Below are 12693 nucleotides of genomic sequence, written 5' to 3'. Positions count from 1 at the left end.
CTCGAAATCGATTTGGTTGCCGCCTCCGCGTTCCATAACGTTCCAGACCTACGTGGAACGATGTAAATATTGCAAACACTTAGGTTACAGTCGAATTATGGCCGCGTTCCATGATTTTTGCGAAAAAAGTTTGTAGGCCATTCTAAAATGTAACTATTGCAAACAAAGCATTTATGCATATGGGTATTTTGTTCTTGCGTGGAACGTATTAATCGTATTCTCCTGTCAAAAACCATTCTTTATTAACTTTGCAAAGGCGATAAACGCCGTGCTCTTCGACCTCGATGTCCCATTGCTGAGTTTTCCAAGGCTTGTCCCACCATTTGGAATTTTGTTTCCATACGCCGCTGTATTCGGTGACGTAACCGCTGAAATGTCTTGTTCTGATAAATACCAGACGCCCGTCGCGAACCAGTACCTCAGCAGACAGCGGCGGGCGGAAATAGTTAAAGGCAATGATGCCGCGCGGTTCAGGGATGGTTACCCAGTCGCTACCGGTTCTGACCGTAGGAAGAGCGTTTGCATCGAGAGCAAAGGGTTCCAACAAACGATGGTTGAGCAATACAGGAATTCCAACATTTTCTTCGCCGACGAGTTTTTTGAGTTTGTTAGCGGTTAAGAGCAAATTTTCCGGCGTAGGACGCGAGGCGGCATACAGGCCTTTTTGGTCAGGTCTTGGTTTAGTGAAATGCGACACGACGCTGACGACGAGGATCGCTGCTTCAGGCGGATCTAATGACACGCGCAGGTTTATCAGTTTTAGCCAGAATTTTTTTTCGAGCGTTGGGAATGATGTTTTTATCTCATAAAACCGCTCGGTTTTGTTGCTGAGTTTGAAAGAGATGTCGAGATGCTCGGAGTTGTGGCCATCGTGGGCTACAGCGTCGAACAGATGGTCGAGGCCGTGATTTACGATGAAGATCAATTGCTCGAAATCCTCGACAGGGAAGTCGAGGTTGTATTCCCACGCTACTTTATTTTCCTTGATATTAGGTTTCAAAAAGCGGCGACCGTTTTGTTCGATTACATCTAGCACCTCGCGAAACTGCTGTCCGTAGCGGTTTATCAGGTCATCTACAGGGATCTGCCGCAGGTCCGCGATGTTGTTTATTCCCAGATCGTTAAAAATGCTATTCGAATTGTTTTGGATCTCGAGACTCTCAAGCGGCAACTTTTGAAATTCGGCAGACGATGCAACAGTATGATTCAATCCCTTTCTCTGCCGTGCTAAAAGCATTGCAGTTTCTACCGCAGCCGCGACCGCAATATTTCCTGAAACGGCGCTTGTTTTTAGTTGGGTTAGTATTTTCTGAGCGATCTGTTCTGACTTGCCTATAAGATGTTCGAGGCCACTGACATCAAACAACACACCGTCATCCAAAATCTCTATCGAATACGAAAACTGCCGTGCGATGGCCAATAATTCTTCCTTATCTGCCTTTGCACTGTTTGAAATTATGCATGCGTAATACTTACCCATCTGTGTAATCGACCTCGATCTTGCTGCGTAAAGGCTCACCGTAAAAACCTTTTTGCGAATGCATTCTTAGATGAAATTCTCTTAGCAGCTTGAATCTTCCCGTGCCTGACCAAACCACTCGTTCCCGTGAAAACAGAAAAGACTGCTGTGACGCCGAGCCGGTTATATGTTCTTCTGCCGTTACTAAAAAAAGAGTCGGCGTTTCCCTGATGCGAGTTCGGTAGCGGTACCAATAGGTCTTTGGCACCATGCGAAGTTGATTTTGCGCTAGTCCCGTAAGATTTAGCCAGATGGCGCCGAAACCTTTTGCCTGCACGAGGTAATCGGCTGACATAAAGGCCTTTTCAATATTCCCGCCGCATTTTATCCAAAGCAGATTCTCATTGTTCACGCCAGCGAGACGAGCGCTGCAAGGGTCAAAGCCTCCGCTCGCATCGACAACCGCACACACTTCGCCGGCAGACGTCAGCTTTGAAAGCAGTGTGAGCAAAAGGCTGGTTTTTCCGGAACTCGCGTGGCCTGCGATCTCTATTACTGAGCCTCTGGCAAACGTCAGCCCGACGGATTCGAGCAACACTTCATCCGAATGTGTCTGCTCTTCCTGGAGCCGGGAAAGACTTTTTACCAAACTTAGATTGCCCATGTAAATAATAGATTGTTGCATCTATGAAACAGCATAGATAAAGAATAATGTAAGCGAAATGAAAAGGCAAGTTATTAACGGATGTAAGAGATGGGAGCTAGGGAGACTCTGTATTGACCACAGTTTTTAGTGCATCCATGTGCTGGTAATCTCGAGAAGAAAACCGATAACGAGAAGGCAGAGTCCTAATGTGCTCCAGCGATCATAGGACTGTGCAAGCATCTGATTATCAACATCAAAGTCATCGCCAACAAAAAACATTTGCCTGTGGCCGCCTCGGTTGATGAATTCAGGAAGTCCGAATCGCCAAATAAGTATCGCTCCGATGATGTCAAGAATATATCCAATGCTGGCGATGATCTGGTGAAGGTGTTCGTAGACGAATTTCATAATTCTAATAAAATACAACAATTTGTCCTATTCTGAAAGCAAATAGTGCCATCACGTTATTCGTTGACCATGACCTCAACAGGATCGATGCCGGCGGCGCGCCATGCCGGATAGAGTGCCCCGAAAAGGCTTCCGCCGATAGCGATGGCGACAGCGGTCAACATCCAGCCCGGACTGAATTCAAAAGCGAGTGAAAATTGACGGCCGATCACATACGAAGAAGCGAAAGCGACAACAAACCCCAGCAAGACGCCAAGCAGGCCGATGAAAAACGCTTCGCCCTCGATCGAGCTGATAATGAAAGATCTTGACGCTCCGAGAGATTTGAGGATGCCGATCTCTTTTCGCCGCTCGGTGATGGTCGTGTACATCGAAAGCAGAACGAAGATCACACTAACGAATGCGCCTAATACAACAAGGACGCGAAGAAATGTATTCAAGCCCGGAATTCGCTCCTGGGCATCGATAATGAGGTCGCTTGTGAGATTGATCTTGTTGCCGGGCAGAACTTCGTTTATTTTCGCAGCTACTGCGGCGGCGTCAGCGCCATTTTTGATCTTTACGAGAATGTACGTGCATTTGTCGGTTTGCAATGCTTCCTGCATCGCGGTGAGCGACATTTTTGTTCTCGCTCCGGAAGGCGGAGCAAAAACACCAACGATCTTGTACTGCTTGCCGCCAAAGAGTTCGTATGTGTCGCCGAGTTTGAGATTTGCGTCTTGGATCTCTCGCTGATCCATGATGATCTCGTCAGCTGCGGTTGCGGCACGGCCTTCGACGAGCTGCATATCGTTCATTTCGGCAAAGGGTTGCCAATCAACGCCGTCAACCTGCTTTATTCCCCATTTGCCTCTAGTATCGGGCGAGACGTAACGGATCACCGGAACTGTTGCTGCAACGCCATCGATCTCAAGCAATTTTTTAGCGTATGCGAGATTGACCGCTGCATTGGAACTCATCGTGTCCATGCCGCCTGGCCGCGTGAAAACGATCTCAGCTTTCCAATTGGCAGCGCGTTTGGCGAGGTCATTGGTCATGCCGCGAGCGAGGCCTGTAAATAAGATCACAAGCACAACACCAAGAGCCACCCCGATCACGCTGATGAGCGTGCGAAATGGACGGACTCTTAGACTCGCAAAAATTAATTCGAGCATTGAAATTGGCGGATCAGATCAGCTTTCTTTTGTTTGAGCTTTTCGCCTGAAAAAGGGCCTGCCGATCAGCGTAAGTATGAGCGCGAACAAAAGAATTCCCCAGGCGCCCAGGGCTGATGTCCAGGCCCATTGCCATTTGCCGCGTGCCGCACCGAGTATCGTTCCGACCAAGATCCCAAAGGCCGCAAAAACTCCGAGAGCATAATGCAGCTTGCCGTTTTCGGCAAATCGCAAAATCAGCAACGGAAGTGCAACGATGAATTCGCCGACGAGTCGCGGCATCTGTTTGAAGTCGTCTTTTAGCGACTTAGTGGCTTCGCCTGCACCGACTAGCAAAGCGCCGTTGCGCATTGCATATAAATTAAAAAGGACGGAGACCACTGAAAATATAACAGAAATTGCAAACGTTCGCTGGCGGGCGACACCGTCTTTTGTGGCGGCTAAAACGTCGGAAAAGTATTTTTCCTGTCCGTAATGCACCGTAAATTCTACAGTGTGGCTAAAAGCGGGCAGCATGATCGACACGATCATATTTGCGAGCCAGATCGGTTTTGCTTTTCTGAATGATTGGACGAGTGCTCCGGCAAAGCCCGTCGTGAGAAGGCGGAACGGCATTTCTACCAAGACTGCAGTGAGCGTCACGGCCCAATTTTCTCCGCTGATGAGGTAAATCGTAAGATAGATCAGCCCGCGCATGATTACGGCCAGGACGACGGATTTCCAATTCCATCGGGTGATCAACTGAGCAGGATGGTGAACGAGATTTCGGAAAACGTCGCCGACTGAATAGTCTTTTTCCCAAACTTCTTCTATGTCGTCAGCACCCGCGATCGAATGATGTATGTCTTCGGCGGCGGGTGTCGGCGGTAATATTTCTCTGTCTGCCATCTCGCGCATTCTTACCCTCGCTTTCCAAGGGGAAAACGAAAATATTGATACTAACATACGCTCATCGGAAATGCCCGTTCACGCACCGACGGCACTCTCTTGCGATAAGTTTTAAGTCAGGGATCGAAGACGTCCGGGCTTCTGCAAGGAATCCAGTCGCTACAGCATCCGGTTCTGACATCCATGAGCATAAACACGAAAAAAAAACATGCTTGATTGTCGGGGTGTATATTTATTTTTGGCTTTGGCAACCTAGGCTTCCACTCGGTACTCAAATTATTGAAACTTTCTGACTAGAATGCCGTTTTAGTCAGTGGCCTTTGTCCATAGATAAATAGATTGCCTGATTTTTAGGTGCGTTATGAATAAGATAGCTTCCATGCTCGCGGTATTGATTTTTGTGTATGGATGCGTCGCCCAACAAGCCGTCACATCGTCTGCTCCTGCCGGTTCAACTTCGGTAAGTGCAGGTTCGGGCAACAGGAGCGAACCGACGAGATCCGAGGGGAAGGTGGCGATACCATCTGAAAAATCCAGGCCAGTCACGATCCCGCATATCTCTAGGGAACCTGTGATCGACGGTAGGGTTGACGATGAGGGTTGGAGAACAGCCGCTGTTTTTAAGGATTTTTATCAAACCGGCCCGGGCTATAACACTGCACCATCGAAACCTACCGAAGTTTACATAATGTATGACGAGAAGAGTCTCTTCGTAGCCTTCAAATGCTGGGACGAACGCGACAAGATCCGTGCGACGGTCGCGAAACGCGACAATTTGGGCGGCGAAGACAATGTCAGAATATGGCTCGATACATACGATGACCGCCGCCGCGCTTATGTTCTTTGGTTCAATGCGTTAGGTATCCAGCAGGACGGTATCTATACCGAAGGAAGGGGAGCTGATTTCTCGGTTGACATTGTGATGGAATCAAAAGGCGTGATCGAAGATTGGGGCTGGTCCGTTGAGGTAAAAATTCCATTTAGATCTTTGCGTTACGCCGCGGGAGAGGGAAAGCACTGGGGCTTTAATGCAGCCCGAAGCATTCAGCGGTTCAACGGTGAATTTGACCAGTGGCTTCCGGACGACCGCGATATTTCAGGCTTTTTGATAAAACACGGCAAGATTACCGGCCTCGATCAGATCAAATATGAAAAGACGCTTGAGATAGTACCAAGCATTACGGTTTCCCAAACGGGATTGCGCAAACGAACGATACCGAATGCCGGCTTTGAGCAGTTTGGTGTGTTCGATCCGATCTTTAATCCCATTGGGCTTCAAGACCCCGGAAAATTTACAAATGATTCTGTAAAAAAGGACATCGGCCTTAATCTGAAATACACGATGTCACCAAACGTGACGCTCGATGCCGCGATCAATCCTGACTATGCTGAGATCGAGGCAGATGCGCCGGTTGTTGCTGCAAATCAGCGTTTTCCGATCTTTTTTCAGGAGAAACGCCCATTCTTTCTCGAAGGCAAGGATATTTTTGAGTCGCCGCTACAGCCGTTTTATTCGCGCACGATAGTCGATCCCGACTTTGCCGTGAAGCTTACTGGTAAGAAAGGTAAAAATACATTTGGGCTTCTCGCCGCATCAGATAACGCTCCCGGAAATTACTCGGAAGACGAACGCGGCGAGCTTTTGGTCTGTCAAGAGGGCCGGGCATATGACATTGCGAACGGTCGCCCGCCGAGACAATGTTCGGGCATCGAACCATTTCTTGATAAGAATGCCCTCTTCGGTGTGCTAAGGGTAAAGCGCGATTTTGCTAGCGAAAATAACATCGGATTTTTTGCCACAGCCCGAACGTTCCCAAAGAATCGCAATTTTGTCGCGGGTTTCGACGGTAAGATCAAATTCAACCCAAAAACCGCAATGACGTTTCAGGCACTTGAAACATATTCGAAAAAGCGGTTTTATGATCCGATCCGCGATCAGGTTGACTATCGTGTGGGTAACGGATTTGGCTATTTTTGGAATCTCGACTACACGGCAGACACACACGGATGGTACGCCGAGGTTTCGGGGCGCACAAAGGACTATCGTGCGGATTCGGGATTTACGCGGCGTGTCGATTCGAACACGGTCTTCTTTTCCAATCGCCTGAGTACAAAATCGAAACCTGATTCAAAGCTCATTCGTTTCGACTGGCGGCAATTTGCGCGTTATATATTCGATTGGAAAGGGCGCGGTCAGGACAGCCTTCTCGGCACCGGCATTAATATGCAGATGCAGGGGAATATGTTTATCAATGCCGAAGCGGGCACCGGACATGAAAAAGATTACGAAGAGGAATTTGGCCCGAAGCGAAATCCTTTAACAGGTCAAGCCGGCGGATTTTTTGGAGCTCCAACGCGTTCGGCGCGGCAGTTTTACTACAGCATAAACCTGAACAAGAGTGTCAATAAACAGCTCTTTGTATATGGGTTTACGGGAATGATCTTCAATGCCTTTGATTACGATTTCGGAGCAGGTCACCGTTACCCTCGTGCCAGCGCGGCGTTTCAAGACTATCTCAACAGCCCGGAATATCTCGATTACATTCGCAGATTATATTTGTATCAGGCTAACCCAAATACTAATCCGTATCCTAATTTTGCACCGCCGCCTGCTCTTGATCCGGGCACGGGCAGGCAGTTTGATGTGAACGCAGGGTTTGAATACAAACCCATCGATCCTTTTCGCCTATCGCTTGACTATACAAAGAGCAAGTTAAAGCGGGATGACACAGGACGTATTGCATTTGACACAAATATCTTCTCGCTTCGGTCAACGTATTCATTTACGAGATTTATGTACCTTCGGGCGCGATGGGATTACGACACCTTGACCTCGAACGCGAACGGACAGTTTCTCTTCGGATGGAGCCCGAATCCGGGTACCGCCTTTTACGCCGGATATAATGATAGTTTCAACTACAATGGCTTTAACCCATTCACAAATCAGGGAGAAGCCGGAATGGCCAGGAACGAACGAACGTTGTTCATCCGGGCATCATATCTTTTCCGGCGTAGTTTCTAGACACCTCTTAAGTAGATCGATTTTGCGATGACGCGGCCAAAATCCGCGCCATCGCATTTTTTGTATCAATGCTTAAGCGCTCGATTAAATTTGTCCTCAAAAAAATATTTCAAAAAAAGCAAAAAAGCTCTTGTATGTTATTAGGCTTTAGTGTATAACCATATGCAGTCGCTAGTTTTCTTAGCAATTCCAGTAGCAATTTAGAGGAGTACAAAATGAAGTTCAGTAGAAATATCTCCGCCGCAGTTTTAAGCACTTTCTTAAGTATTTTGATTCTTCCCGCAATCGCTGCTGCTCAGGCACAAGACGGTGTCGCTTTGCAACGCGGCTACCGCACCGGATATTCCGACGGTTTTATGGCCGGTTACAAAGATATAGTGGACAGCCTTGCTAAGGACTATTCGCGTCACGCCGAGTATTCGAAGGCTGACAGGGCATACGCCAATGATTACGGCTCGATCGCTGATTATCGCGACGGCTATCAGCAAGGCTTTGAAGTCGGCTACGATACAGGTTTTGAAAAGCGTTCCTTTGAGGCTAATATCCCGGCCGATCTTGCACGACGCGGAGTTATTTCCGTCACGGCCCCTCAACCGACTACGGACCAATCTACAACTCCGGTTGAAAGCACTAACATCTCAATCGCACAAACCTCGAACAATGCCATTATCATAATCCCGCGTGACACTGAGATCATTGTTGAACTTCAGGACGATCTGAATACGCAGGAGACCAAAGAAGGTTCACCTTTTAAGGCCAAGGTAACTGCTCCCTCAGAGATTGCGGGTGCAATCATCGAAGGCCGCGTCGCTAAGATCACAAAGCCGGGCCGCATCAAAAAGCCTTCTGAATTATCTCTATCATTCGACCGGATAGTTTTGAGCGACAGTCGCTGGAGTAATTTCAGCGGAGTGCTGACTGAGGTATATGCGGTCAAAGGCGACAACGTCAAACGAGTCGATGTGGAAGGCACGGCGATCGGTCAAAACTCATACAAACAGAACGCGATCAAGATCGGTGCTCCGGCAGGAGCAGGAATGATCATCGGAGCATTCGCCGGCGGCCCGGTTGGAGCAGCCGTTGGTGCCGGAGTCGGTGCGGCGTTTGGCGTTGGGGCCGTCGTGGTCAAACGCGGCAAGCACATACGGCTCAATCGCAATCAGCAGCTCCGTATCAAAACAGCATACGAAACTCAGATCAGATAAATATTGAAGCGCGATAGGGAAATTAAGAACATTCCCGATCCAAAACAAGATCCCCCGCCAGAAGAACGATAACCCCTTTAAGAACCCTCTGCATCCAACAGTGATCCTCAGAAACCCAGGCCGAAGCCCAAAAAGCTCCGGCCTTTTCCTTTTGGGTCGTTCAGCATGTCCAAAAGTTTTTGTAGAAAAAAACTTGCTGCAATATGCTAGTTTTGTTTTGTGTTCCTCTGGAAATTTAGAGCTATTCGCCATCTTACCCTGTCGTATTGATCGAGTCTCAGGGAAAGATCCCTCAATAAACATTGACCGAGCGTTTTTAGTCTTGGCGGTGGTTGTTTACCATTTGCCGCAATATTACGAAATTATTATCGAACATATGACCACTCTAACACTTACCCGACCTTTGTTTGTTTCTAAGTTTTTTGCCAGCGGCAGAACGCTGATGATGCTTTTTGTTTTCGCATGTTTAGGCTCGACGGCTAGCTTCGCGCAGACGTGTTTGCCGGAGAATCTGGGAACCACCTTTGCAGGCGGCAATGAGCAGGCGGGCAATATGTTCGACATTACCGCAATAAGTACTGTCGTGATCAACTCGTTTGACGAACATCTCCTACAGAGCGGTGATATCGCCATTTATTATAAGGCCGGAACTCACGTTGGTTCTGAACAGACGCCGGGTGACTGGACGCTTGTCGGGACCGCAACCGGTGTGGCAAGTAATGGCCCCGGTGTTGCAACGGCTATTCCGCTTCCGATAAATGTGACAATCCCTGCCGGCCAGACCTATGCGTTTTACATCACATTTGTCGATCCGATGGATCAAGCGAGATTATTTTACACCAACGGAACCGCCGTAGGTAACGTCTTTGCCAGCGATGCCAACATTCAGATCAAGGAAGGAACGGGCAAGGCCTACCCTTTTCTAAACAGCTTTTCTCCAAGAGTGTTTAACGGGAACGTGCATTATTCAGTCGGCGACGACTGCCCGGCAGTGACGCCTACCAGCACATTCACATCTACACCGACTAGTACCGAGACAGCAACAGCTACGGCAACTTCGACCGGAACGCCTCCGCCGGCTTCGTGTCTGCCAAATTCTGTGACGACGACTTTCGCAGACGGCTCGGCGAACAATGGAAATATGTTCGACATCACGGCGATCAATGCAGTGAGAATCGATTCGTTTGACGAACACCTGCTAAATAATGAGCCGCTTGCGATCTATTACAAGCCGGGCACTCATGTAGGTTTTGAGAATAATGCGGGCGCTTGGACTTTGGCCGGAACTTATAGCGGAATTGTCGCAAATGGCGCGGGTGTTGGAACGGCAGTGCCGATCCCTGTAAATGTTACGATCCCGGCAGGGCAGACTTACGCTTTTTATATTACATACACGACCAGCCAAGGCTCGTTGGCGTACACGCCAGGAACAGTCGTGGGCAACGTGTTCGTGAGCGACGCTAATATTCAGGTCAAAGAAGGCGCAGGAATATCGTATCCGTTTTCGGGTAACTTTAGCCCGAGGGTATTTAATGGTGTAGTTCGTTATACGGACGGCGGCGACTGTCCGGCTCCGACGCCGACAAGCACGTTTACGTCAACGCCGACAAGTACCGCAACTCCAACAGCGACAGCGACGATGACGCCGGTCGATCCAACGTGTCTGCCAGGTTCCGCAACGACAACATTTGCCGGCGGTGCAAGCAACAACGGAAATATGTTTGACGTCACGGCGATGAATCCGGTGATAATCGATTCGTTTTCAGAGAATCTGTTAAATAACGAACCGCTCGCGATCTATTACAAGGTCGGCACGCATGTTGGTTTTGAGAATAATGCCGGTGCGTGGACCTTGCTCGGAACTTACAACGGAATTGTTACGAACGGAGCCGGAACTCCGACACAGATTCCAATTCCGGTCGGCATTACGATGAATGCCGGACAAATTTACTCCTTTTACATCACTTATACGACAGGCCAGGGATCGTTAGCTTACACGCCGGGAACAGGTGTCGGCAATGTTTATGTCAGCGACGGTAACATCCAGATCAAGGAAGGTGCAGGCATCTCTTATCCGTTCTCAAATAATTTCAGTCCGAGAGTTTTCAACGGAATTGTGAACTATTCCAGCGGTATGGGATGTCCGTTTGGAGCTAACACTCCGACTGCAACGCCAACGATCGCTCCGACCGATACTCCAACCAATACACCGACGGACACACCAACCAATACTCCGACGACAACAGCGACTAATACAGCAACAAGCACGGCGACGAATACACCTGTGTTTACGCCGACAAATACTGCGACGAGCACCCCGACATTTACACCAACATTTACACCAACGAGAACTGCGACGAGTACTCCGACAAATACTCCGACTTTCACACCGACAAGAACATCGACAAGCACTCCGACAAATACGCCCACGGCCATTGCGTCGCCGAGTCCGACGTGTGTTTCGGGACAGCTTTATGATAACGGGCCGATGGTCACCAATCCGACAGGCGGCGTCGGCGGAGCTCCGCTGAGCGCTTTGCAGACAAGTCTCGGATTAAATGTATTTGGATTTAGCGCCGCATCGACGACGACTAATCGCATTGCGGACGACTTTACGGTTCCTGCAAGTGGCTGGACTATCAATACTTTAACGCTCTACGGCTATCAGACAGGTTCGACAACGACAAGCACATTTAACCTTGCCCGCGTTCAGATATGGCGCGGAGCGCCAAATGCTGCGGGCAGCGTTTTGGTTTGGGGCAATATGACGACCAATCGATTTGCATCGACATCGTTTACCGGCATCTACCGTGCAACCGATACCGCTCCGACAGGAAATACGAGGCCCATTATGGCTGTTGTTGCAAATATCGGTACGACACTTCCGGCAGGCAACTATTGGATAGACTTCCAACTCGGCGGGACAGGCTCTGTTGGACCGTTTGTTCCACAAGTTACTCTTCCAGGACAGGTGAAGAAGCCCGGATCGAACGGATTACAATTTTCTACCACTTGGGCTCCGTTACTTGATAACGGTACAGCGAACGCAGTGCAGGATGTGCCATTTAAGCTAAATGGTTTAGGCGGTTGTGCAACTGCAACACCGACCGCAACGGCAACATCGACGCCGACTTATACGCCGACGAAGACTCCGACAAGCACTCCAACATCGGCGCCGACCTACACGCCTACCAACGCACCTTCGGCAACGCCGACGAGTACGGCTAGTCCGTCATGCACACCTGTGGTGACAAAGACTTTTGCTGGGACAAATCTGGGGACTATTGCCGATGGTTTGTCGGGCACACCGCCGCAGTATGGTGCGCCGCGGATTGTGAACTTTGCGGTGTCAGGAATGAGAGGCCCAGTGAGTGCGGTGTCGGCGAACCTCAACTTGCTGCATCGGTATGCGGGTGATTTAGATATGGTTTTGACCTCGCCGGGCGGAGTTAAAAGCTTTGTGCTCGCAAGCCGCATTGGCGTCACGACTGCCGGTGGGTTTGGAGACAGCTCCGACTATTGCGGCGTTTACAATTTTACCGATTCGGCGACAGGAACAAATATTTGGACAGTCGCAACCGGCCTCGGTGCTTTTGGCACGATAACGCCGAACAATTATCGAACCACCGCTGCCGGTGCAACCGGACAGTCAAACCCGGCTCCGTTCACCAATTTGACCGCTGCATTTGCAGCACTAACTACTGCCCAAATAAATGGAATGTGGACGCTAACGATCCGCGACGGAGCGGCGTATGATACGGGAACAGTGTCAGCCGCAAATCTTGTATTGAAAGGAGCGTCGTGTCCATGACCCCTTTGATTTAAATAGCAGGTATTTTGTACGGGCGGTCTTCGGGCCGCCTTTTTCTTATTTCTACAGTCGCATTCCGTTCATTTAAAGATGGTATTTT

General features: G+C 49.2%; 8 protein-coding genes. 3 read left to right on the top strand and 5 right to left on the bottom strand.

The features are described 5' to 3' along the window. Positions 1 to 208: 208 nt before the first annotated feature. The 5 genes from IPL32_03265 to IPL32_03245 all read right to left on the bottom strand — a co-directional run bounded on the left by IPL32_03265 (position 209) and on the right by IPL32_03245 (position 4555). The gene (locus IPL32_03265) at positions 209 to 1480 is read right to left on the bottom strand and encodes a hypothetical protein (GenBank protein MBK8464826.1); all 1272 of its coding nucleotides are present in this window, start codon (positions 1478 to 1480) and stop codon (positions 209 to 211) included. Continuing rightward, positions 1473 to 2144, bottom strand: coding sequence for a hypothetical protein (locus IPL32_03260; GenBank protein MBK8464825.1), 672 nt, complete (start codon positions 2142 to 2144; stop codon positions 1473 to 1475). Before IPL32_03260 ends, IPL32_03265 begins: the two co-directional genes overlap by 8 nt. Positions 2145 to 2249: 105 nt before the next feature. Next, on the bottom strand, positions 2250 to 2513 hold the full coding sequence (locus IPL32_03255; protein MBK8464824.1) for a hypothetical protein: 264 nt from the start codon (positions 2511 to 2513) through the stop codon (positions 2250 to 2252). A gap of 56 nt (positions 2514 to 2569) precedes the next feature. Beyond that, positions 2570 to 3667 (bottom strand): ABC transporter permease, encoded by a 1098-nt coding sequence (locus IPL32_03250; GenBank protein MBK8464823.1) that lies wholly within the window; start codon positions 3665 to 3667, stop codon positions 2570 to 2572. 18 nt (positions 3668 to 3685) lie between these two features. Next, positions 3686 to 4555, bottom strand: coding sequence for a hypothetical protein (locus tag IPL32_03245; GenBank protein ID MBK8464822.1), 870 nt, complete (start codon positions 4553 to 4555; stop codon positions 3686 to 3688). 361 nt (positions 4556 to 4916) lie between these two features. On the opposite strand from IPL32_03245, the gene IPL32_03240 reads away from it, so the two are divergent. From IPL32_03240 to IPL32_03230, 3 genes are all read left to right on the top strand, one after another. Further along, entirely contained in the window at positions 4917 to 7577 is a 2661-nt protein-coding gene (locus IPL32_03240; protein MBK8464821.1) for a hypothetical protein, read from the top strand. Between the two features lie 215 nt (positions 7578 to 7792). Beyond that, positions 7793 to 8782 carry a hypothetical protein gene (locus IPL32_03235; GenBank protein MBK8464820.1) on the top strand — a complete coding sequence of 330 codons (990 nt, stop codon included), beginning with the start codon at positions 7793 to 7795 and terminating at the stop codon, positions 8780 to 8782. Between the two features lie 376 nt (positions 8783 to 9158). Continuing rightward, on the top strand, positions 9159 to 12593 hold the full coding sequence (locus IPL32_03230; protein MBK8464819.1) for a hypothetical protein: 3435 nt from the start codon (positions 9159 to 9161) through the stop codon (positions 12591 to 12593). Positions 12594 to 12693: the final 100 nt, after the last annotated feature.

It is taken from the genome of Chloracidobacterium sp. (assembly GCA_016711345.1).
Classification (GTDB): Bacteria; Acidobacteriota; Blastocatellia; order Pyrinomonadales; family Pyrinomonadaceae; genus OLB17.
This window is presented reverse-complemented; position numbering and strand designations above follow the sequence as displayed.